Annotated in this window: 16 protein-coding genes; all 16 read right to left on the bottom strand. The window is 39.2% G+C overall.

Annotated features, from left to right (window positions below):
- Positions 1 to 163 precede the first annotated feature (163 nt).
- The 16 genes from PGR23_RS02075 to wbaP all read right to left on the bottom strand — a co-directional run bounded on the left by PGR23_RS02075 (position 164) and on the right by wbaP (position 23,714).
- Positions 164 to 1,528 (bottom strand): TolC family outer membrane protein, encoded by a 1,365-nt coding sequence (locus PGR23_RS02075; protein WP_396280095.1) that lies wholly within the window; start codon positions 1,526 to 1,528, stop codon positions 164 to 166.
- An 11-nt stretch (positions 1,529 to 1,539) separates the two neighbouring features.
- Entirely contained in the window at positions 1,540 to 2,871 is a 1,332-nt protein-coding gene (locus tag PGR23_RS02070; RefSeq protein WP_047078091.1) for an HlyD family type I secretion periplasmic adaptor subunit, read from the bottom strand.
- Positions 2,872 to 2,923: 52 nt separating this feature from the next.
- Complete coding sequence (locus PGR23_RS02065; RefSeq protein WP_396279544.1) at positions 2,924 to 4,699, bottom strand: type I secretion system permease/ATPase; 1,776 nt, start codon at positions 4,697 to 4,699, stop codon at positions 2,924 to 2,926.
- A gap of 250 nt (positions 4,700 to 4,949) precedes the next feature.
- A complete protein-coding gene (locus PGR23_RS02060) occupies positions 4,950 to 7,553 on the bottom strand; it encodes a beta strand repeat-containing protein (protein WP_396279543.1) in 2,604 nt (867 codons plus the stop codon).
- Between the two features lie 507 nt (positions 7,554 to 8,060).
- Positions 8,061 to 9,122, bottom strand: a complete 1,062-nt coding sequence (locus tag PGR23_RS02055; RefSeq protein ID WP_348875994.1) for a glycosyltransferase family 4 protein — start codon at positions 9,120 to 9,122, stop codon at positions 8,061 to 8,063.
- 155 nt (positions 9,123 to 9,277) lie between these two features.
- Positions 9,278 to 10,684: an NADP-dependent phosphogluconate dehydrogenase gene (gene gndA / locus PGR23_RS02050; RefSeq protein WP_045391829.1), complete on the bottom strand. Its 1,407-nt coding sequence runs from the start codon at positions 10,682 to 10,684 to the stop codon at positions 9,278 to 9,280.
- Positions 10,685 to 10,903: 219 nt separating this feature from the next.
- Positions 10,904 to 12,055 carry a glycosyltransferase family 4 protein gene (locus tag PGR23_RS02045; protein ID WP_396279542.1) on the bottom strand — a complete coding sequence of 384 codons (1,152 nt, stop codon included), beginning with the start codon at positions 12,053 to 12,055 and terminating at the stop codon, positions 10,904 to 10,906.
- 82 nt (positions 12,056 to 12,137) lie between these two features.
- Complete coding sequence (gene cpsG / locus PGR23_RS02040) at positions 12,138 to 13,511, bottom strand: phosphomannomutase CpsG (protein ID WP_088389864.1); 1,374 nt, start codon at positions 13,509 to 13,511, stop codon at positions 12,138 to 12,140.
- 16 nt (positions 13,512 to 13,527) lie between these two features.
- The gene (locus tag PGR23_RS02035; protein ID WP_396279541.1) at positions 13,528 to 14,949 is read right to left on the bottom strand and encodes a mannose-1-phosphate guanylyltransferase/mannose-6-phosphate isomerase; all 1,422 of its coding nucleotides are present in this window, start codon (positions 14,947 to 14,949) and stop codon (positions 13,528 to 13,530) included.
- Positions 14,950 to 15,004: 55 nt separating this feature from the next.
- Positions 15,005 to 15,994, bottom strand: a complete 990-nt coding sequence (locus PGR23_RS02030; protein WP_047078094.1) for a polysaccharide pyruvyl transferase family protein — start codon at positions 15,992 to 15,994, stop codon at positions 15,005 to 15,007.
- Position 15,995: 1 nt separating this feature from the next.
- The gene (locus PGR23_RS02025; RefSeq protein WP_396279540.1) at positions 15,996 to 17,537 is read right to left on the bottom strand and encodes a hypothetical protein; all 1,542 of its coding nucleotides are present in this window, start codon (positions 17,535 to 17,537) and stop codon (positions 15,996 to 15,998) included.
- Positions 17,538 to 17,598: 61 nt separating this feature from the next.
- Positions 17,599 to 18,582 carry a glycosyltransferase family 4 protein gene (locus PGR23_RS02020; RefSeq protein WP_059342077.1) on the bottom strand — a complete coding sequence of 328 codons (984 nt, stop codon included), beginning with the start codon at positions 18,580 to 18,582 and terminating at the stop codon, positions 17,599 to 17,601.
- Positions 18,583 to 18,595: 13 nt separating this feature from the next.
- The gene (locus PGR23_RS02015) at positions 18,596 to 19,642 is read right to left on the bottom strand and encodes a glycosyltransferase family 4 protein (RefSeq protein WP_396279539.1); all 1,047 of its coding nucleotides are present in this window, start codon (positions 19,640 to 19,642) and stop codon (positions 18,596 to 18,598) included.
- Positions 19,635 to 20,861, bottom strand: coding sequence for a hypothetical protein (locus PGR23_RS02010; protein ID WP_047046476.1), 1,227 nt, complete (start codon positions 20,859 to 20,861; stop codon positions 19,635 to 19,637). The genes PGR23_RS02015 and PGR23_RS02010 overlap by 8 nt, the downstream gene beginning before the upstream one ends.
- 37 nt (positions 20,862 to 20,898) lie before the next feature.
- A complete protein-coding gene (locus tag PGR23_RS02005) occupies positions 20,899 to 22,263 on the bottom strand; it encodes a right-handed parallel beta-helix repeat-containing protein (RefSeq protein ID WP_047046473.1) in 1,365 nt (454 codons plus the stop codon).
- A 20-nt stretch (positions 22,264 to 22,283) separates the two neighbouring features.
- Positions 22,284 to 23,714, bottom strand: a complete 1,431-nt coding sequence (gene wbaP, locus PGR23_RS02000; protein ID WP_047056460.1) for an undecaprenyl-phosphate galactose phosphotransferase WbaP — start codon at positions 23,712 to 23,714, stop codon at positions 22,284 to 22,286.
- Positions 23,715 to 23,753 lie beyond the last annotated feature (39 nt).

The following is a 23,753-nucleotide window of genomic DNA, read 5'->3' as shown; positions in this document are numbered from 1 at the left end:
CTGGCGTTTTACTCTTTGCGAATAGTGAAGTCAAGACGGGGACGGGTCTTAAGGGTCCCCTTCATGTGAGCATACAGATTGAAGCGTAGTATCGATACGGGTTTCAGAGATGCAAAAAACAAACTATTTTACACTCTTTCTGTTTCCGACTTCATAGCTTAACTCAAGAACGATGGAAATACCCCGCGACTTGCATAATATCTTTTTCGCTCAGCGTACCTGAATCTCCAAGCAACGTAATCCAGGCCTTAATATACGTGTATTTGGCCTCTGCTAAATCTCGCTGTGCAGCGTAAAGCTGCTGCTCCGCATTAAGCACATCAACGTTAACCCTCTGCCCTGCAAGCACACTTTGCCGCGTGGCCTCAACCTGCGTCGTCGCAGACTTTACAGCCAGTTCGTAAGCCCTAAGCTTCGCCTGACTACTAATACATTGATTAAACTGTTTACGCAGATCGTTCATTATCGAACCGACCTGGGCATCCAGTTCATACTTGGCCTGACCATAACGTGCCGCGGCCTGCCTTGTCGAGGCAGCAACCCCCCCGCCAGAATAAATTGGCATTGATACCTGAACCCCAACGCTATCTGTTCGATATTTTTGATTTACGGTGTTGTCGCTGCTGGAATCATTTTCCGAATGTGATGCGTATAGCTGTACCTGAGGCATAAATCCAGCCCGGTTGCGTTCTACATCATAACGCGCTGCATCCACGCCATGACGTGATGAAGCTAGTTGGGGATTTCGTTCCATGGCTAATTTTTGCCAATCATCGAATGCTGTATAACGTAGCGGCGAGACCTGGAATTTGCCTTGCCGTAACGTCTGCAATGCATCTAACTGATCAAGTGGAATTCCGATGATGACTTCAAGTTCACGCTGAGCTGAGTCTAAGACATCCCGAGCCTCGATAACCTGAGCTTCGGCCAAACTGTACCTTGCTTGAGTCTCAGCAACGTCCGTTACAGTACCCTCGCCAGCTGACATCAGGCGATCATTTAAAGCAAGTTGTTCTTTATAAGCAGCTTTCTGCGCCTCAGCGAGTGCAATTTGATCTTTTGCATATGCAACACTGACATAAGCCGAAATGACCCGGACTGCAAGATCGAGGTATTTACTGCGATATTTTTCGTCGGCCATCAAACTTTGTGCGACTCCCGTTTTATATTTCGCATAAGCCTCATAATCAAATAGAGGTTGCGTTAAGGTCACGGAACCAGCATAACTGCGGTACTGCTGTCGTTTAGTCACATCGCTGACATTGCCAAAAATATCACTCGTCTGATATTTTTGAGTCTGCCAATTTCGTGGTGCATTCTGATAATTGAGAGAGACTTTTGGTAGCAACCCTGCTCGTCCGATATTCCTTGCCTCATCACCAGCTTCTTTTTCTTTAATCGCCGCCTGAAATGTTGGGTCTTTTTCCAATGCAAGCGAATACGCATCCAGAATACCCAATGCATGCACCGGTGAGCATATCACCCACACTATCGAACTAAGGGCTAGATTAATCATCTTCCTTTTCATGAAAATCACGATTATTCCTCGGTCAATGAAGTACGCGCACGATCCAAAATAGGTTTAAAGAGATAACTTAACAACGAACGTGACCCCGTCCTTACGAACACCTCGACAGGCATCCCAGGTTTTATTTCCTCGCCCTGGAGCATTTTAATGCCTTCCGGAGTGACGGTTACCTGCATCTGATAATAAGCTTCCCCATTTGCTTTGTCGATTAAACGGTCTGCAGAAACAAGCGTTACAGTACCAGGTATTTTAGGGGTCCTGTTCTGGTTAAAAGCAGTAAACATAAGCTCAACGGGAAGTCCGGTATATACTTTATCGATTAGTTGTACTTTTAATTGAGCATCCACAACCAGCGCAGCTTCACTGGGAACCACATCCATAAGATGATCGCCTGCCCCCACTACTCCCCCTTGGGTAAATATATTCAGCCCAACAACTGTTCCATCAACTGGCGAAATAATTTCCGTATTCCCTAGTTCAAAATTAGCCATATCAAGTTTGTTTTTATAATCATTTACATCCATTTGCGTTTGAGCTAACTGTGTTCTCACTTCACGCTGATAATCCGCATAACGCTGGTCTATTCGTTGTTGCGACTCTAGCAGTTGTTTTTGTAACTGTCCGATCCTGCCAATCGTCTCATCAATGCTGCTACTGATCTCTGCAAACTGACGTTGAGCCTCCAGATAACGATTCCTCGGCAAATACCCTTCAGCAGAGAGCTGTTTCATACTGGTCATCTGCTCACGAATACTGTTTAGCTGAATCTGTTTATTCGCCCGGGAATCCTGTAATCCCTTAAGCTGGAAACGGATGCCATCAATAGATTGTTTAAAACCATCAACTTCACTACGTAATGCCTGTCGGCGCGAAATAAAAAGTTGTTGCTGCAAGGCAATGATTTCCGCTGCACGAGGCTTGTCTTTGATAGCATTGAAAACGTCAGAGAATTTTATGGTATCCAGGTTATCTCTTTCGGCCAACAGACGCCCTTCTGTTGCCAGAGTGGTATAATATTGAATCTTCAGAGAATCCACCTGCGCCTGCGCCTGAACCTGGCTCATTTGAACCAGTACCTGCCCGGCTTTGACCTTATCCCCTTCTTTAACCGCAATATTGCTAATAATACCGCTAGTTGGAGACTGGATTGTTTTACGGTTTCCTGAAACTGTTACCGACCCTTGAGAAGCAACGCCTTTATCCAATGGGGCAAAAGCTGCCCATAAAAGGAAACCGCATAAACCAATAGCGATCACCAACCAACCGAAACGCGTATACTTCCGCTCATCAGTAGAATCTGATGAGGTATCGCCACGAAGAGACTGATTAATGTGAGAAGACATATTCCCCCCTTTAACAACAGATAGTTGCAGCTATTATTTGAGAAGCCGTTTTTTAGTTTATTTGTGTTTTAGGGGGTGCCCCGTTGCCGTCATGCGATTCATTATTAACTGCATGCATTGCCTGTTGCTGTGCTGACTGAGTTCTCTGAGCATTATTCAAAGCATGAAGTACCTGCTGGGTGGTACCAAATGCGTTAACCTTACCAGTGACTAACAATAACAACTTACTGGTCATTGAAAGCAAGTTAGTTCGATGCGTAATCAGTACCACCGTTTTTTTCCGCTCTCTAAGAAAGGCAATAGCCTTATTAAGAGCTAATTCGCCAGCGTCATCCAGATTAGAATTAGGTTCATCAAGAACAATCAACGAGGGATCGCCATATAAGGCCCTTGCAAGACCAATTCGTTGCTTTTGACCTCCGGAAAGTCCGTTTCCTCCGTTGCCAATAACTGAGTCATAGCCATGTGGAAAACGTAAAATCAGTTCGTGTACCCCTGCCAGTTTCGCGGCAGCAATCACTTTCTCAGCATCGACATCATTAAATCTCGCAATATTCTCCGCTATGGTTCCGGCGAACAATTCAATGTCTTGTGGTAAATAGCCAATATGGGGGCCCAGTTCATCTTTATTCCACTGATAAATATCTGCGCCATCCAAACGAACAATTCCTTCACTTACCGGCCAAATCCCAACTAATAATCGTGCCAGGGTCGATTTTCCGGATGCACTAGGGCCAATAATGCCAAGCACATCACCCGCCTGTAAATTAAATGACACAGCGTGTAGTACCGGTTCACCCTGCGCGCCCGGCGGTTTCGCAGATACATTTTCTACGCTCAGTACTCCTTCAGGCTTCGGTAGAGACATCCCGGTGCCACGGGGTGGATTACTATCGAGTAACTTCACCAACCGGCCATAAGATAGTTTTGCCGAACTCCAGCTTTTCCAGACGTTAATCACTTGTTCTATCGGAGCAAGCGTTCTTCCCATCAAAATAGAACCTGCGATCATCATCCCCGGAGTAATATGGCCATCAATGGCCAACCAGCCCCCCAGCCCGAGCACCAAAGATTGCAAGGAAAGACGCACAAACTTTGTAATAGAATTGATACGGGAAGCTCGTTCGCTCGCGACTCGCTGACTGTTCAGAAATCGTTGATGTAAACTAAACCATCGTCCCTTGATATTTGGCAACATTCCTAATGCTTCTATAACTTCCGCATTACGCAAGTTGGTGCTGGCAAGACTTCCTGATTGCAACGCAAGCTTACTCGCTTCAGCCAATGGTTCTTTTGAAACTATTTCATTCACCACGGCCAACGCTATCAGTATTAATGAGCCAATTAATGCAAACAACCCCAACCAGGGATTAAACAGAAAAATGACCAACAAATAAATCGGGAACCAGGGCGCATCAAAAAAAGCAAAAAGCGCGCTGCCGGTCAAAAACTGACGCATGTTAGTAAGATCGTTAAGCATTTGCCCGGCATCAGCAGATTTGTTTTTGAGATTATCTTCGTATGCTGCGGTATAAATACGTGTATTTAAACGCATATCTAGCTGTGCGCCAATCCGTATTACCACCATGCTACGGACGTACTCCAGCAATGCCATCATACCAAACATGGCAAGCATGATAAGGGTTAGCATCAGCAGAGTAATTTCATTACCAGAGGGTAGCACCCGGTCATAAACCTGGAGCATATAAATCGAAGGTACTAACATTAAGATATTAATGAATGCGGTGAAAACACCAACTGTCCAGAATATTTTACTGCGAGTGCGTATTACGTCCGCAATTTCATTGCGCGGTAAATAGTGCTCCACTGCTTTTTCCCTTAATTTTGTGTACCTTCAGCCACACCTCTACCGACAGTAGAGCAATCAGATCCCAACAACTCAGGCTGGAGATATTTATAATATATAGATAGGAAAGTACTAAAATATCAAGCTACCAAAAAAATATTTTTTAATCCATACGAAAATTAATGTTAATAAAAGCACGACAGAGATCACAATAAAAAGGGGAAGAGCGACCTCCCCCTTTCTTTATAAAACATCCATCACATCACGCTACTTAAGCGTAGTGCAAAGTATCAACCAACTGCTGATGGGTTTGCCCGTTGAGATACACTACTGTATCGTTCGCATCCAGGGTATGGTCGTTGTTGTTATCAATGATCAAATAGTTACTGGCTTCATGAGAGTTATCAGTCCAGATGACTGACGCCACACCAACTTTCGCAGTGAGGTCCCCACTACCACCGATACCAAGGATTTGACCTAACAGACCGACAACGCCGCCAACCACACCACCAACCAATGTACCTAATAACGAGTCAACGACATCAGTCGTACGTGTACCATAATCAGCTACCTGGGTATGCGTGACATCATTGTTAATAGTCAGACCTGAGGCGGTGTCAAAAATGCTATCTTTACCACTATTAAAATCTGAAATAGTCACACCAGAGTTGACGGTGCTCGCTTTCAACTGGTAAAGGTTCGCGCCGTCACCACCTGAAACAATGGTGTTACCGAGAACCTTAAAGGTGTCCGTAACGCTAGTTCCTTGAACCGATAAGTTATGCCCGCCACCTAACCCCAACAGATTAATAATCGTTGTTGTCACGCCTGCTGCGGGAAGAATGGTAAGGAGTTGATAAAGGATCCCTTTACCAGTTCCCCCCACATTAGCATCCAAATTCAATCCTGCAGAATTTGCTGAAGCATTGATAGTCTCCAGGTTGCCGTAACCTGTGCCTACCGTCAGATTAAGCAAATGGTCTCCAGTAACATTAATTGTCTGTACTTGACTATTGGTTCCCGCCAGCGCAATGCTGTTTGCAAAACTGCCTGTACCACCAGAACCAATATTCAATGTTGTCAATGCGGTACCAAGTAGCGAATTACTGCTATTAAGGGCCAGTGCTCCCGCATTAATATCGCTATTACTGGTTGCTGTAAAATTAACATTAAAGTGATCCGTGATATCCTGTCGGAATGTAATATCGACACTACTTGCCGCAGTCGCGTTACCTGTGACTTCAAGTTGCGCGGAATTGCCACCTGCAGCATTAATCACATGGACGTTACTTGCCAGACCCGATAGCACAAATCCTTGTGAGCCGACTGTTGAAGTTCCAGCCTGGGTGATATTTGTCCCAAGAGTACCAGTCAAACTCGATTCGGTGGTTGCATTACCCGTTAATACGCCAAAGTCAAATGTATGGGCCTGCGCAGTAGATCCAGAACTAACAGTTGCCTGCCCTACATAGCCAGCAAGATCCAGCTTTTCGAAGTTACTAAATTGCGCGGAGTTAGAAGTGATGACCGCAGTTCTGTTTAGAATAGTCCCACCCATAACGACATTTTTCGTAATAAAGTTAGCCGAAATGGTATCAATCCCAGCTCCACCATCAGCGGTGACAGATGTGCTCACCGTATTTGCCCCGCCAGTAGAGTTACCGGCCCATTTCAGCGTATCGTTACCCGTTCCGAGGTTAAACTTAGCCGTGGCGGTGGTCATATTAACAAGGTTACTCACAAGAACATCATCAGCGCCGGAACTGGCATTGAGGATCACGCTGCCGTTGTTAACAACGATGTCCACTCCAGGGTTTACCCCATTATCGGACAGGTTAACAGTGGCTGCGCTTGAACCATTAATGGTGAGATTAGCCAAATGATCCGCGAATTTGAGGTTAACGGTGCTCGCCACGTTAGCATTGAGTTGCGCGTTAGTCAGAACCGCAGTTTCAGCATTGGTGAGCTGATGGCTGGCATTAGTGTTAACAGTACCTGTCGCGTTGCCGCCTGCGGCGCTGGCGCTGAGGACTGCGCTGGTTTTATAAAGTAGCCCGGTGCCAATCTGGTATTCAAAAGCATGCTGATTGGTTACAGTTGCCGCATCTGTAGCCGTAGAACCGCGTAAATCGTTAATGATTGCCTGAGTAATGGTTGCCTTATTGGTACCAAGAGCGCTGTATTGCGCTAAAACCGCTGCGCTAGGCGCGACGCCGTAAATTCCTTGATAAACATGTGTGATAAAGGCATCACCAGTTAAGTTAGATCCCTTGCTTTGAAACTCGGAAGATGCGATTAATTTTGTCAGTAATGAACTATATGTATTCCCACCGGTGGCGAGATAATTAGTCCAGTCGCCAAGCCCACCCATATCAACTGAACGGCCAACTAAAGAAATGTACGCAGCTTCGACTTGCTCCTTGCTACTTAAAGCGACGCTCCATGTATTCCAGTTCGCTGAGCCATAGTCTTTGTACATGACTTTATTCAGTGCATTATCAAAGCTATTTTGTGCAGTTAGCGTCGCAGAATCGAATCCTGTATAATTAAGAACGCCATTAATTACATTATTAAGTGCAGCATTTAAATTTGAGCCTGTTAAAAAGGTTTGGGCGACACTATCTGCTGGGGTACTTCCCCAAATGGACGCATAGACAAGTTTAACTATCTCAAGGTCAGTTTTGCCAGAATACAAAGTCTGACCCGCTGTGGATGCTAACAGGTTAGAAATATATTGTTCTTGGCTAATCGCCCCCGTACGAAACTGGCCTGCTACGGCATCATAGGTGGAAGCCGTCGTATAGGTGTTTTTCCCAAGAATTGCAAATTGTATAGCTGCAACTGCTTTTTGTGTGAGTAGCACTTGAGTAACCATTTAAGAATCCTCAAAATTTCGTATCAGGAGCAATCCAGGCCCAGAGTTATTGGGAGTACATTGGAAGCGTTTGCATCAGCATAGATGCACCTTCCCCTTAATAAGAAAAGTCTAAAAAAATCACACCGTCAACACGCCCGAATAAAAAAATAAATCACGAATAGTTTCCATAAGTTATACAGCTATAAATTAAAACCAGAGCTTCCCTCCCCCCACTAAATTCAGTAGGGGAAAACGCAAGAAGGATAAATTCAAATTAGAAACGACAAATACCACCACTTATAACAAGGGTATTTTACATGTTAACAGAATTGCGGAATTTTTTGAGGATAGGGCCAGAGGATGGTGTAGTAAATGCAGGCTTAGCAGATGTAGCCTAATTGAGGTCAGAGCAAGTCAAGGCGGGTAAAATGTTAATTAACTGAAATAATTAACACCATTATTAATAAAGCAACTTTGTTGACAATGAATAACGTGTAACACACTCGAGAGTGTATAGTGAATAAGCTATTCAACTTTAGTAATAAGCATATTCAGTGTTTCAGCGGAACGTTCCCAGGAGTATCTCTGCACATTTTCTTTACCTTTTCTAATCAACAAGTTACGGTCTTCAACGCTGTTGTTTAATTTTATGATAGCTTTGATAAGCTCATATTTTGAGTCTGGATCAAAGTACAATGCACTATCACCTAAGGTCTCTTTAAGGGAAGCTCTATTTGAAGAAATAACTGGGCAAGAGCATGATTGAGCTTCCAGTGGGGGTATACCAAATCCTTCATAAAAGGATGGAAATATAAAAGCTTTTGCACCTTTATATAATGAAATAAGTTCATCATCAGATACACGCCCTAAAAAATCAATTCTTGGATCATTAGTTTTTATATTTACACAATTAAACACTGTGTTCCTGTCACCTATTATCTTCAAATTTATATTTAAATCTGCAGATAGTATAGTTTCAATAAGACCATGAATATTTTTATGATGATTAACCGAAGATACAGTCAGAAAGTAGTCGCATCCACGAATCTCATTAGTCTTAACCATACTGTCATGTGGTTTAAAAAAATTATTACTCACAGCATTCGGAATGATATGAATCTTACTGGCATCACAATTATAATAATTTACTAGCTCACTTTTAGAAAAATCACTAACCGTCACTATTAATTTAGAGTTCTTTAGTAAAATAGGGGTTAATAATGAATATAACCATCTGAAGCCAAATGAAAAGCTTTCTGGGTAACGAATATAAGTAATATCGTGTTGCGTAATAATCTGCCTTTTGAAAAGCAAAGGACCAGTGTTGCATAAGTTGATTAGCATGCAATCTTTCTGTTTTTTTAAAAAAAGAGGTAATGTGAATTGTTCCCAGAAATGGCCTCTACCCCCTGAGATTTCTTTAATATTAAAACCTGAAATGTTATAGCTTTTATCAATGGCGGAGATATTGGGTACCAAGACCACAACATTATGTCTCAATTTCGATAACCGAAGAGTCATTTCATAAGCAAATCGCTGCACACCGGTAAGTTTTTGAGTAAGAAAACGACCATTAACATAAATCATTAGCGACCTACTTGAGGTTTATTATTATAAGACACTCATTATGACAGGATTATAAATTGAAAAAAACCATTTTCGAACAAAATATAATATCTAAACAGATATAGATAAAAAAAAGCCCTGTAAAAACAGGGCTTAGAAAGCAAATCTTTACTAACTTAGTTAATCCATTCAGTATGGAACACACCGTCTTTGTCAGTGCGCTTATAAGTATGTGCGCCGAAGTAATCGCGCTGAGCTTGAATTAGGTTCGCTGGCAAAACAGCAGAGCGATAGCTGTCATAATAAGCAATAGCAGCTGAGAATGTCGGAACAGGGATCCCATTTTGCACCGCATAAGCTACGACATCACGTAATGCCTGCTGGTAATCATCAGCGATCTGTTTAAAGTATGGGGCTAATAACAGATTGGCTATTTTATCATCCTGATTATAAGCATCGGTGATCTTCTGAAGGAACTGAGCACGAATGATGCACCCTGCACGGAAAATTTTAGCAATTTCACCGTAGTTGAGATCCCAATGATACTCATTCGAGGCAGCTCGCAACTGAGAAAAACCTTGGGCGTAAGAAACAATCTTACCTAAATATAATGCTCTACGGACTTTCTCGATAAATGCAGTTTTATCACCGGCAAGTTTAGCCTGTGGGCCCGTCAAGACTTTAGACGCTGCAACACGCTGCTCTTTTAGGGACGAGATATAACGAGCGAAAACTGATTCCGTAATAAGGGACAAAGGTTCGCCTAAATCGAGAGAACTTTGGCTTGTCCACTTACCGGTGCCTTTATTCGCGGCTTCATCAAGAATAACATCTACCAGATAGTTACCTTCTTCATCTTTCCTGGTGAAGATATCTTTTGTAATATCAATAAGATAACTGCTTAGCTCACCTTCATTCCATTTGGTGAAAGTTTCCGCCAATTCGTCGTTAGAAAGATTTAAACCACCTTTCAACAATGCATAGGCTTCAGCGATAAGTTGCATATCACCGTATTCGATACCATTATGAACCATCTTAACATAATGGCCAGCCCCATCAGCTCCGATGTAAGTTACGCAAGGTTCACCGTCTTCCGCAACAGCAGCAATTTGTTTAAGAATTGGCGCAACAAGTTCATAAGCTTCTTTTTGACCACCCGGCATAATTGAAGGGCCTTTCAACGCACCTTCTTCTCCGCCGGATACCCCTGTCCCGATAAAATTGAACCCTTCAGCAGAGAGTTCACGATTACGACGGATAGTATCCTGGAAGAAAGTATTCCCCCCATCAATAATGATGTCGCCTTTTTCCAGGTATGGCTTAAGAGATTCAATAGCACTATCAGTGCCGGCACCGGCTTTAACCATCAACAGGATGCGTCGAGGGGTTTCCAGAGATTCAACAAACTCTTTCACTGTGAAATAAGGGACTAATTTTTTGCCTGGATTCTCAGCAATAACTTCTTCAGTCTTTTCACGGGAGCGATTGAAAACAGAGACGGTATAGCCACGACTTTCGATGTTGAGCGCAAGGTTTCGGCCCATCACCGCCATACCAACAACCCCAATCTGTTGCTTGGACATTACTTACTCCTGTCTGGTGTGGTCACTGCGACAAGTTCGCAGTTCAAATGTGATGTTTATATTAGCTCAAAGCCTGTATGACGTATAGTGTAAAAATGTTCACAAATTAAGAATGGCAGTCATAACCCATTGAAAATTATTGGTTTTAATTCTGCCTTTTAATACCATTACCGCAACAAAAGCCAAGTGGCACAAAATTGCTTAGTTTTTATTCATTTATTAATAGATAATTTTTTTGTTTTCCACAAATTCACAATATTTAGAATTGACGTATTCAGAAATTTCCTGATTAAACCGCTCGGTTGAAAATTTTAGCGCATGAGCACGACAATCATTAGGAAGAATTTGATCCTGCATAGTTTCAAACTTTTGGACAGCATCAATGACAGAACCTATATCCTGTTTGTCAAAAAGGATACCTGTTGGATTATCTACACCAAATGGTCTTACTGTTTCAAGTGAACCACCTTTGCCAAACGCAATAACAGGCGTCCCACAAGACTGCGCTTCAACAGGAGTAATTCCAAAATCTTCTTCTGCCGCAAAAACAAATGCTTTAGCATTTCTCATATGTTCTTGCATGACTTCATTTGATTGATAACCCAGGATTTCAATGTTAGACGTGGCTTTAGACTTTATCTTTTGCATTTCCGGCCCATCACCAACAACAACAAGTTTACGGTTTGGCATGTGACTGAAAGCCTCAACTATCAAATCAATACGCTTATATGGAACAAGGCGTGATGCGGTAAAGTAATAATCTTCTTTAGCTTCATTCAGAAGAAAGCGATTGACATCAACAGGCGGATAAATGACATCAGCCTCTCGCCCATAAACTTTTTTAATCCGCCGCGCGATAAATTGCGAGTTAGCAATAAAATGATCAACGCCATTTGCAGTACGGTAGTCCCACATGCGCATTTTATGCAAAATCAATTTTGCAATCATTCCTTTGACTCCATGATCTAAACCTGCTTCCCGTAGATATTGATGCTGGAGATCCCATGCATATCTTATAGGGGAATGAACATAACTAATATGCAGTTGATCGGGCCCCGTCAAAACCCCTTTAGCAACAGCATGGCTGCTAGAAAGAATGACATCATGGCTGGATACATCAAGTTGCTCAATCGCTAATGGCATTAAAGGAAGATATGTTTGATATTTTTTCTTCGCTTTTGGGAGGCGTTGAATGAATGTTGTGGTTATTTCTTTATTCTGAAAGTGTTTTTTATTTTCAGAGGAAAGAAAATCCACAACAGAATACAAGTGTGATTCTGGATATGATTTAATAAGTTCCGCTACTACTTTTTCAGAACCAGCATAAGTAATAAACCAATCAGCAACAATACCAACATTTAAATCGCGCATAAAAATCCATCGTACATTTATAATTTAACATGCAAAATATAAAGGTGCTCCAGATTTGAAAAGCACCTTTAGTAATTTAAATTTAAGCCCTTAACAAGGCTAAAATCTCTGCAGTTTTTTCTTTCATTAAAGTAACATCACTTCTGGATTCCACATTTAAGCGAACGACAGGCTCAGTGTTAGAACTACGTAGATTGAAGCGCCAGTCCGCAAATTCAAGGCTTATACCATCCGTGTAATTAATATCAAGAGCTTCATTCTGATATCGCTCAAGAACCCGTTTGATCGAGGATTGCGGATCGCTAAGGGAGCTGTTGATTTCTCCAGAGGCAGGATAAGCTTGCATCCGTGCACTAACTAATTGGTTTAGCGTTTTATCCTTGATACAGAGTAATTCAGCGACAAGGAGCCATGGGATCATTCCGCTATCGCAATAGGCAAAATCGCGGAAATAATGGTGGGCACTCATTTCGCCGCCGTATATTGCATCTTCTGCACGCATACGTTCTTTAATGAAAGCATGACCTGTTTTAGACATCACAGGAATACCGCCAGCATTTTTTACAATATCAATTGTATTCCAGCTTAAACGCGGGTCATGAATAATACGAGAACCTGGATTCTTTTCAAGAAATGCGTCAGCCAAAAGACCAACAATATAGTAGCCTTCGATAAAGTTACCCATATTATCGAACAGGAAGCATCGATCGAAATCACCATCGAATGCAATACCCATATCAGCATTATTTTTTATGACAGCGTCAGTGGTATCTTTTCTACACTCTGGTAATAATGGATTTGGTATACCATTTGGGAAGGTCCCATCGGGTTCATGGTGCACCTTTATAAATTCAACAGGAACATTATGTTTTATAAAGCGCTTCTCAAGGGCATCAATAACATGACCAGCGGCGCCATTACCAGAGTTAACAACTAATTTTAGCGTTCTATTGATATTATGAAGATTGATATAGCTCAATAACTTATCAATATATGCATCTAATATAGAAATGGATTGATAACTACCTTTAGGCTGCGATGAATTTATAGCAAAATTATTCTCTTCGGCAAGACGCTGGATCTCCCTTAGCCCAGTATCACCACTGATTGGCTTTGAGTTCTCGCGGACGAGTTTCATTCCATTATAATCAATTGGGTTATGACTTGCTGTTACTTCCACTCCGCCATCAACACCGAGGTAAGATGTAGCAAAATAAATCTCCTCAGTACCCGATAAACCAATGTCTAAAACATCAGTACCAGCATCCTGCAATCCTTTGGCAAGGGCAAGTTTAAGGGATTCACTAGTTAGTCTAACATCGCCTCCGACAACCATTTTTTTAGGCTTAAGATACTCACCATATGCACGACCAATACGGTATGCGATGTCCTCTGTAAGTTCCGAGCCTAGCTTGCCGCGAATGTCATACGCTTTAAAGCAGGTTAATAATTCCATCATTTTCCCCGTTTAATCAAATTCCATAATGATCTTTTAGACGAACAATATCATCTTCACCTAAATATGAACCAGATTGAATCTCAAGGATTTCAAGATCTATTTTCCCTGGATTTTCCAGCATATGAGTCGAACCAGCAGGAATAAATGTTGATTGGTTTTCAGTAAGCAAAAACTCACGTTCGTTTAAGGTAATCTTCGCTGTTCCTGATAATATAATCCAGTGCTCGGCCCGGTGGTGGTGCATTTGCAAAGAAAACTTACCGCCCGGTTTAACTGTAACTTTGTTAATGTGATATTTAGTTGTATTAACCACTTTATCACTATGCCCCCAAGGGCTATAGGATTCACGGTGGATCCTATACTCTCTACGCGAAGTCATTTTAAGATGTTCAACTACACGTTTAACGTCTTGCACCTGTGATTTATCTATAACGAGCACAGCATCTTTGGTGCTGACTACTACCAGATTGTTAACCCCAACGGCAGCTACTAGTTGTTCTTCGCTATTTATATAACAGTTAGAAGAATCATGAACAAAAACATCCCCGGATAGTGAATTACCTTGAACATCCTTATCGTTGACTTCCCACAGTGCTGACCATGAACCTACATCATTCCAACCTGCATCCAGTGGTACTACAGATGCAGATTGCGTTTTTTCCATTACAGCATAATCAACTGACTCATCAGGGCAAGCAATAAAAGCATCTTTATCAACACGAATAAAATCACGTAAAGAATCGGTATGCACAGTCTGCATTGCCTTTTTACATGAGCTAAGAATATCTGGACGGAACTCATCCAACTCTTGAAGAAAGCGTCTTGCTCGAAACATGAACATACCGCTATTCCAGTAATATTCACCGCTGTCCAAATATTCTTGTGCTGTATGCAAGTTAGGTTTTTCAACGAAACGTTTTACATCATAAGCTATATGATTATCGAAATGTTCTTCGTTACCACGCTGGATATAACCATATCCCGTTTCAGGGCCAGTAGGCACAATACCAAACGTTACAAGCTTCCCTTGATTTGCATAAACTACAGCGCTGTTGATTGCAGCTTGAAAAGCATCGTTATTCTCAATAACGTGGTCCGCGGCCAAAACAAGTAGCAATGGATCATCATCATCATGTGCTACTGCGTGTAATGCAGCAAGTGCAATTGCTGGAGCCGTATTACGTCCAATTGGTTCAAGGATAATGTTATTAGATAGCTTTTCGATTTGACGTAGTTGTTCTGCGACTAAAAAACGATGTTGTTCGTTACATATCACAATAGGTTCTTTAGTCTCTAAACCATTAAGGCGAGTAATTGTCTCCTGAAGCATTGATTGCTCGCCGTGTAAACGTAAAAACTGTTTTGGATATAGCTCTCGCGACATCGGCCATAAACGACTACCAGTACCTCCAGCCATTATCACTGGGAGAATCATGACTTAACCTCATTTAATATATTTACAGTTCGATAAAGAGACATTTAGAATAAAATTACACAACAAAACTTCTGCATTTATCCGCTAATTCATTAGCATATTGTTCATGCAATGTTTTATTTTTAATAATAGTATTCATACCTATTTTCTTACCATCAAATTCGAAGTTAGCAGTCGCATTGGCATTCATATCGACGTCAATTCTATTAAAGAAGTCAAATAACCCATCGAAACGGCAGTTATCAACTTTATTTTTAAAACCACCATTTACAAAAATAACTGGAGTGCCCATAGCCAGGCATGGAAGAGCAGTATGAATCCTGGAGGTTACTACCAGTTTTGCATTAGCCAATTTCCTCAGAAAATCATCGGCTAATTTAAAACCTTCGTCAGCGGAAAGGTACGGAATGATCTGTTTTTCATGTTTAGCATGCTTGAGTAATTCACTATCAAAAAACTGGTTTAGTACTTTGCTTCTATGATTAAATTCAAATGCCCGACCATTTAGCAAGCGTTTTCCGAAACGTAATGGTTGGCTCATTAACTCTGGTAATGACATTGAGTCATACATCACATCGATAAAATAAATATCATCAGTAACATTATCCCGTTTATATTTATTCCCCAACGTAAGTGTCATACAGCCTGAGTAATATGCATCAATCCCTTTTGAGATCAGCAAATCACGAGTGTAAAAATCACGGCAACCTATCGGCGCATGTTTTTTAAAGTGCTCAATACTCGCAGGTGTGAAAATTTTATCTACAATAGTAGAGTTAATATGGATTGACACATATAAAGGAGTTATATCTTCAGATGGCGGAAAGTTTTCTGGTATATCCATATACCACGCATTCATGATCATTTTTACTTTATTACCACTATAAGTATTCATATGATCTCGTGGTATATACTCATTCACGCAAGGTAAAAACTGGCGTGCTGCTGTACTTTGTACATAATCACCCAGATTGATCCAGTTTCTTTTGACATAGATGTCACTTTCGTACGTCAGGACGCCATATTGAGTATTGTTTACTTGCATGTTATTTCCTACCTAATTTTTTCTTTATTAAAGATGTTAAATATTTTCTTTCTGAACTAATTAGCACCAAATAGAAAAAGAATATAGCCACTGAGATTGTGTTTAAGGCGATTAGAAGCAGTAACCCTAAAAAACCTACAGGAAGTACGGTGTTAATGTAAAATGAAATTGCAAATGATATTACAGAAACAGAAAATAAGCGCGGGAAAATATTAAGGAAAAATATTTTACTATTTAATCCAGTTACTTTTTCCACATACAAAACTCTGAACATAAGCATTGCAACTGCACAAAGTATACGACTAGACACCGCCACAACCAATGCAAAACCCAAAGAGTAAAGAGCATATGTTAATACCAAAGTTAAAAGCATTATTAATGATGCTATTAACTGATAGTTCCGCAACTTTCCCACTGCATATGCTACGGTAACAAAAGGTCCTGATAGAGAATCAATGATGACATACAGTATGACAATTCTTACCAACACCACCAAATGTTCTGGAACTTGTTTCAACCATAAGTTAATAACAAAAGGCGCATCTACAAAGGCGGGTACTGCTGCAATCAGTACGATAAAGCCAGTCAACTTGCAGGATAAAGATAGAAGAGACGAAACCTCTTCGTGATTTCCAGTTGAATGCTGCTTTATCAGTTGAGGATTGAATGCGGTTTGCAAAGTACCTATGACACGGTTAAATGCAATCAGCACCTGCTCCGCTAACCAAACAGAACCATTTGCCACAACTCCGACAAAGAAATATGTCAGGAGAGCAATACCTTGAGAAAGTCCGACTAAACTCAATGAGCCCATCATTGACCAACTCGAGAAGGATAGTATTTCCTTGAGCAGTTCTTTATTTTCTTTGAAACTTACCTTTACAGTACATATATCTATTTTCTTAATGCAACTAACAAAATAGACAAAAAAGACTGATATATATCCAAAAAGCAAGAATGCAGCATACCATATTAATTTCGAGTCGAATTCGAACAAGGTAAATAAATACACCATGCCCCAGCGCTGAATAGCATCAAATATCCCTATCTTAGCAAACAAATCCATCTTTTCAGTTGCAATTAACGCTGCAATAAATGGTGTTTGCATGATCTGAATAAGCAGAGATATGACAGACAACTGGTACACCCAAAATATTTCTGTCATACGCTCAACGGGAACTCTTAATTTATAGATTAAGAACCATAACCCAATTGTCTCAGCGAGGAATAAAACGGCACCACATATTATGAAATGGACCAATATACTTGTCGAAAAGACTCTTTTAGTCCAGGAAAAGTCCCTTCTACCTAAACCAACTGACAGGAACCTTTGAGTTGCCAAAGCTGATACGTTTTGAATGAACGAAAATAAAACGATAATACTGCCAATGACACTGTAAAGCCCAAAGTCATAAACCCCAAGCGCATTTAAAACTAAGCGTGAGGTATAAAAAGTTGCAAACATTATTAGTAACATCCTGCCATAAAGCATGAATGTGTTCTTTGCAACTATTTTTTTATTTGTAGCGTATTTTTCACTCATTTTTACCAACATTATCGTCAACACAGAAAAATTTCATTCTTGTTTTACGATTTCTATACTCTCAACTACTTGTTAGATACTTATTAACAAGTTCTGCGGTAGCACTCCAGGAATATTTACCGACCTGTTTTGAGCCTTTACTAATGAGTTGGGTTTTAAGTTCAATATCAGAATGTAATTTAGATATTGCAGTTGCTATTTGCTGTATATTCTCAGGGTCAACTACAAGTGCTGCGTCGCCAGCAACCTCACCGAGGGAGGTTGTTTTGGAGGTAATTACAGGTATACCACTTGCCATTGCCTCAATAACAGGGAGACCAAATCCTTCATAGAAGGAGACGAAAATCAATCCTTCTGCACCACGATAAAGCTCAGGTAATTCTTCGTTTTTGACAAAACCAGTAAATACAACCCTATCAGTAAGCTCATTGATTTCGATGAGAGTCGCTAACTCATCTGTTTTCTTGCCAGTAAAAACAAGTTTTACGTTTTTAGGGATATCTGCTCTGGCAAAAGCCTGAATTGTTCCAACCTCATTCTTATGACTTTTCCTGTTACTGACACATAAATAATAAGGATATCCAAAATCTTTCTTTTGTCCATTTGGTCGAAAATTGTTGGATACTCCATTCCCTACATTTACAACTTTTTCAGCAGGAACTCCGGACCATTGGATGATTTTTTGTCGAGAAAATTCGGAAACAGTAAAAATATACTTAGCTTTTCGACATCCTCTTTTTATAACAACCTTATAGAATATTTTTTTTAATAGACTCGAATTTTCAGGACGCTCCAAATGATTCAAATCATGGATTGTAAACACAAATGGTATTCTGGAAAATAATGGAGGAATATAGCCTGGAAAAAAAACTATACCATCACGCATCTTCAGCATCTTTAACGATGTTTTTATGCAATCAACAGGGCTGAATGGTTTGCCGGTGAAACCCGCACTCTTATAATTTGTTATTTTATTAATTTCTTCAGCAAATGTTCCGATTCCGCCTGAACCTGACCATCGGTCATCAATTAGAATGTTTTTCATAAATATCCATTGGTTAGTTGCCACTTATAATATCTTGCAGCTTTATCGATAAAGCGTCTATTTCTTCTTCTTCACTACCAGTTTTATATAAATAAATCTGAGGTATATAATCAAGCATGCCATCACGGGCAGGAGCTATAATCGAGACATTTGCCTTAATTGCTTCAAGCATGACGAGCGGTACTCCTTCATACAATGAAGGTAAAACTAATGCATCCACATCCTTGGTATAGTCCCATATATTATTCTTCCAGCCCATGTATTCAAACGTCACATTAGAACTCAGTGTGTCTGACATCTCCTTCATTTTTTTAAGGTCTGGGCCATCACCAATAACCTTAACTCTTATGTTTTTATTGACATTAATTTTTTTCAAAGCACCAATCAGTAGATGTTGCCCTTTTTGCCGAAAATAGATTCTTCCGGCCATTAGCAAAACAAATCCATTTTCACTTTGATGGTATGTGTAACCACTTCCTCTTACATTCTCAGGGTTAAAATTAACTATAACATTACGTAATACTTTTACACGAGCATTTGAATTTCTTTTCTTCAGCTCATTAGCAAATACATTGCTTATTGTGATGTATTTGTTGCATCTTTTATAAACGATGTTGGACAAAATATCCTTAACTAAGGCAAACTTGCTTCCCATTAAAGAAAAGCGATGTGTATAAGGGATATAACTAATTATTTTGTCTTTACAAATAACCGCCCCTTCATTTATTAATACAGAACCTAACTCAATATCACCTTGAATAATGACAATATAATCATAATCAGCACTTATTTTTTTTAAAAAATGTCTTGCCCGCATTCTATATTTTAGATTTAAAAAAGAGTGCAGAATTTCCAATCTTTTATGACATACTGCATGCGTATCATATACTACGCTTTGATTTGTAAGGATTTCTTTTAGTTGAGAATTATCCTCTGGTACAAAACATGATAAACTAAACCCTTTATTAAGAAATCGCTTTATATGAGCTATAGCCATTAATTCATGACCACCCACGATTGATGCAGTAAAAACAACCGCTGTTTTAATTTTATTAATCATTAGCACCTTCAGTTTTATTTTTACACTCTTGATTAAACCAAACTGTACATAACCCCATAATAATAAAAAGATTCGTAGCAGTCGGTGGCAACCAAAAAGCACCATCTGACAATGCGGCGCAAAAATATGCGACAAACGGCAAAATGTAAGGCGATCTCAACAACGGTTTTAACTTAATAAAAATAAAACTCAAGAAATATAAAACCATAGGCACACCAAAAATTTGTGCTATTGATGCCGGAAGAACTTCATAAATCTCATAAAATGTTCTATTGTAAGATAACATACCATTTAGCAAAATTAATGGATGTTCGGTAATAATATCAATATAGGATATAATCTTTTCAATTCTCCCGCTCCCTTGACTTAAGTCACGGTTAACCAATCTTTCATATATTATTTTTGAAAAAATATTATCGGTATTTAATAAAATCAAAAACATTACTGCCGAGACTACGATTACAAGTAGCATTACTATCAATGCCATTGGGGATTTTTTTTCTGCAGTAAAAAACATCCATAAAAGTGCCCCAATCATTCCAAGGTATATTGATGCTGAGGCTGTCAATAACACGACGACCCCAAGCAAAGATAATGGGACAAGTGTTCCTTTTAACTCATTTCTTAAATTTGCAATAACAGCGAAACCAATTAGTAATAGATTCGCGCCAAATACATTACCATTTTGGTATGTGGATGTAGCTTTAAGATAATGTATCCCCCAAATCATGTTATTTTTGTCTGCAAGAAAGTTTGGCGTTACTGCATCCTGAAAATTTGCTGTAATGCCGGGGATAACCACAGTATAGTCACCAATAATTTTTTGCATTAAAGCATAAATAACAAGGATGTAAAAAATTAATTTTAAATAACGTTTCCAATTATCAGCATTGTTGATACCAAGAGCACCATAATAACAAAAAAAAGCAAACATCGAACTAATATATGCTATTTGAGATGACAATGGTAAAAATGGTGAGCCCGAAAAAAACAATGCATTGTATGAAGATTGATTTATTAAAAATGAAAGCAATAACAATATTAATGGTATTAATGCGAGTAAGAGTTCTTTCGGTCTTGTCAGTGCATGCAAGGCTCCCATGAACATAAAATACATACTACTCAACAGCGAAATATATAGTGGGAACCCTCCGATTTTAGCACCTGCTTTGGGGATCGCAAATGTTATGAAAAGCAGTGCATCTTTTAACCTACTCATATTTCTTATCCATTTTTATATTCTTAATTTCAAAACATCAATTCTGATATGATATTTGGTCTTTGTTAATCAAAACATTATTTAATACATTGTTATTGGTTTTTACGCTCAATTTCTTATTTGATTCAATCTTAAAAAACTGTATAGCTTTAAAATTTTCAGATGGTATGTTTATGAATGTATTATTAGCGATTTTTATACTTGCACTTGCTTTCTTAACGTTTCCAACCCTAATTGTACTAGCCATTTTATCAATTATAGTATCGTATTTAAACTTATTATCAGAAATGTCAATATCACCATTGTTATTGCTAGTAAAATCAACAATTACATTGCCAAAATAATTATTTCTAACATTCAGGTAATCAGTCGCACCATTTTGTTTAAAATATGAAATCAAACCTTCACTAACAAACACATTACCGATAAAGTTAATATTTTTATTAAGTGGTTTTTGACTTGCATTAAATATAGCCGCGATTGATTTCCCATAAAGACCCGAGTTAAGTGCAAGATTATTTTTAAATATAATATTATTACATATAAAAAAAGTTGCTAGACATCCATGCTTAAAATTTTTGACGATGTTGTTTTTAGCAATACTATTATTACAGCCCTCAAAATCAATACCCACATCACCACCGTTTTCTACATAATTCGCAGTAATGCTTACACGTTCCCCCATTGACCCCCAAATCCCGCCTAATCTGACATCACGGATTATATTATTATTAATTACTAATGCTGTGCATTTTCTTTCATTATGCGGTTCCCCATCTTTAACGGGATTCGAATCACCGCCCCAGAACATAATTCCATGATAGAAAGCTGATATTATATTATTACCACACCGCCCTCCATTGATATAACTAAGTTCAATACAGGCATGATTAGTTTTTATTTGTTTTGCATTAGCACTACAAGATGACACATTGATATCCTGACTTATTCTTTCAATAAGAATATCAGAGTATCTTTGTGTCATTTTGGAAGAAAAAATCCGACACCCTATACACTTAATTTTTTTTACAGTAATATTTTCAACATAATCCACACACTGCACAACTACTATCAAATCATCTTCAGCAATGAAGTTCCCTCCTGAAATTTGTATATTTTTAGCACCTGCAATATTAAATATCGCAGCACTACGATTACTCTTATGTGCATCAATATAAATATTAGCCCCATCCGAAAAAATTATTTCTGACATCGAGTCAATGTTTATAGATGTACCGTCAAAGTAATAGTCACCAGGAGGGATTAAAATCTTCTTACTATTTTGGTTTTTAAAAAATTCTGATAAATTTTTTTTAGTATTATTTACTGTTACTGCGCGCGCAAACTGACTGCTTAATGCTACACTAGAAATCGTTGATAACAAGAAAGCTCTTCTATTCATGTTCACACCCACAGCAATAGTTAATAAGCACCATCTTTTTTCAAAACTACTGTAATTGTTTTGAATAATATGGCTATATCATTCCACATTGACCAATTTTTAACATACCAGGCATCAAGATATACACGGGTGTCATAGTCAACATCACTTCTACCACTTACCTGCCATAATCCAGTCATTCCTGGTTTGCTCAGAAGATAGTACTCCACTTCATCGTTATACCTTTCTAACTCAGCTGTGATAATTGGCCTCGGTCCAACCAGACTCATTTCGCCTTTTAACACATTAAACAACTGAGGTAACTCATCCAAACTTGTTTTCCTCAGGAATTGGCCAATTTTGGTAATCCTTGGATCATTTTTTAATTTAAATGTCGCATCCCATTCCGCTTTGGCATCAGCATTTGAAAGAAGTAACTCTTCCAAAACCTGCTTTGAATTAACAACCATTGAACGAAATTTCAAACACTTAAAAGATTTCCCGTCTTTCCCTACTCGTTCGTGACCATAAATTGCCGGGCCACCATCCTTTTTAACTTTATGGCTGATATATATAAGAAGCGGTGATAATATCACTATAATACTTATTGACCCTATAATATCAAAGGTTCGTTTAAGTATTCTTGACGACAGTTTCGCTAAATTTTGTTGAACACGGAATATCATTACCTCATGACTAAAAATAAATGACATATCCGTACTATCGAGTGGCACACCCCTCAATGTTGGTATAACCGATACGTATCGGTATCCTTTGATCATAAAATCTCGTAACCATGCATTTCGCACATCGCCTTGATTTGATTCTACTGCAACGATGAACTGTGTTCTTTTATCAATGCTATTCAGCCAGTTTTCTTCGGGCTTCAAAACATTTGCATTTTTTAATTTTTCTTTTATTAACCCCTGCTGCTCACTATCTGAAATAAACCCAACAATATTTAAACCGAGATTTTTTTCACTTTGTATCGCATTATATGCATCTAATGCATTTTTACCGCTGCCAATAATCCAGGTATCTCTGAGCCATAACCCGATCTTTTTGAGCACCCATTTTGCAGCGATTCTTGACAACGGGACTAATGCAAGGGCAAATAACCATGTCAGCAACCAGACATATCTTGAAAAATACCATTTTGCAAATGCAATGACAGCGATTTCTATAACAGCAAAAATTATTAATGTACGCAATATTTCTTTTAATTCAAACCAAAATGTTTTCCGATAAAAATAATGTCTGAGTCGTACTCCATACCAGCATATGCAACATACTCCTAGCAACCAATGTAAAGCAATCCAACCGGATATTTGTTCTTCTGGTACACGTTCTTCAAAGTGAGTTAGCGTAACTGAAAGTATTCCTAAGGAAAGATATAAAGAGAGAACAAAGCCAAAAAAATCGGCAAGCGCTAGGATTACGCTGCAAGTTATATTTTTAGAAAAGTGCGTCATAGCTCCCTCTGTGTACACATAGAGATTTAAATTGTATAT

Source organism: Klebsiella sp. 141162, assembly GCF_050600755.1.
Taxonomy (GTDB): Bacteria; Pseudomonadota; Gammaproteobacteria; order Enterobacterales; family Enterobacteriaceae; genus Klebsiella; species Klebsiella aerogenes.
The sequence above is the reverse complement of the archived record's forward strand: the minus strand, read 5'-3'. Positions and strand labels throughout refer to the sequence as shown.

What these genes read in the sequence shown, in the direction of transcription:
- PGR23_RS02075 (WP_396280095.1), bottom strand. Translation starts at nt 1,528, where the DNA reads ATGAAAAGGAAGATGATTAATCTAGCCCTTAGTTCGATAGTGTGGGTG.
- PGR23_RS02070 (WP_047078091.1), bottom strand. Translation starts at nt 2,871, where the DNA reads ATGTCTTCTCACATTAATCAGTCTCTTCGTGGCGATACCTCATCAGAT.
- PGR23_RS02060 (WP_396279543.1), bottom strand. Translation starts at nt 7,553, where the DNA reads ATGGTTACTCAAGTGCTACTCACACAAAAAGCAGTTGCAGCTATACAA.
- PGR23_RS02055 (WP_348875994.1), bottom strand. Translation starts at nt 9,122, where the DNA reads ATGATTTATGTTAATGGTCGTTTTCTTACTCAAAAACTTACCGGTGTG.
- gndA (WP_045391829.1), bottom strand. Translation starts at nt 10,684, where the DNA reads ATGTCCAAGCAACAGATTGGGGTTGTTGGTATGGCGGTGATGGGCCGA.
- PGR23_RS02045 (WP_396279542.1), bottom strand. Translation starts at nt 12,055, where the DNA reads ATGCGCGATTTAAATGTTGGTATTGTTGCTGATTGGTTTATTACTTAT.
- cpsG (WP_088389864.1), bottom strand. Translation starts at nt 13,511, where the DNA reads ATGGAATTATTAACCTGCTTTAAAGCGTATGACATTCGCGGCAAGCTA.
- PGR23_RS02035 (WP_396279541.1), bottom strand. Translation starts at nt 14,949, where the DNA reads ATGATTCTCCCAGTGATAATGGCTGGAGGTACTGGTAGTCGTTTATGG.
- PGR23_RS02030 (WP_047078094.1), bottom strand. Translation starts at nt 15,994, where the DNA reads ATGCAAGTAAACAATACTCAATATGGCGTCCTGACGTACGAAAGTGAC.
- PGR23_RS02025 (WP_396279540.1), bottom strand. Translation starts at nt 17,537, where the DNA reads ATGAGTGAAAAATACGCTACAAATAAAAAAATAGTTGCAAAGAACACA.
- PGR23_RS02020 (WP_059342077.1), bottom strand. Translation starts at nt 18,582, where the DNA reads ATGAAAAACATTCTAATTGATGACCGATGGTCAGGTTCAGGCGGAATC.
- PGR23_RS02015 (WP_396279539.1), bottom strand. Translation starts at nt 19,642, where the DNA reads ATGATTAATAAAATTAAAACAGCGGTTGTTTTTACTGCATCAATCGTG.
- PGR23_RS02010 (WP_047046476.1), bottom strand. Translation starts at nt 20,861, where the DNA reads ATGAGTAGGTTAAAAGATGCACTGCTTTTCATAACATTTGCGATCCCC.
- PGR23_RS02005 (WP_047046473.1), bottom strand. Translation starts at nt 22,263, where the DNA reads ATGAATAGAAGAGCTTTCTTGTTATCAACGATTTCTAGTGTAGCATTA.
- wbaP (WP_047056460.1), bottom strand. Translation starts at nt 23,714, where the DNA reads ATGACGCACTTTTCTAAAAATATAACTTGCAGCGTAATCCTAGCGCTT.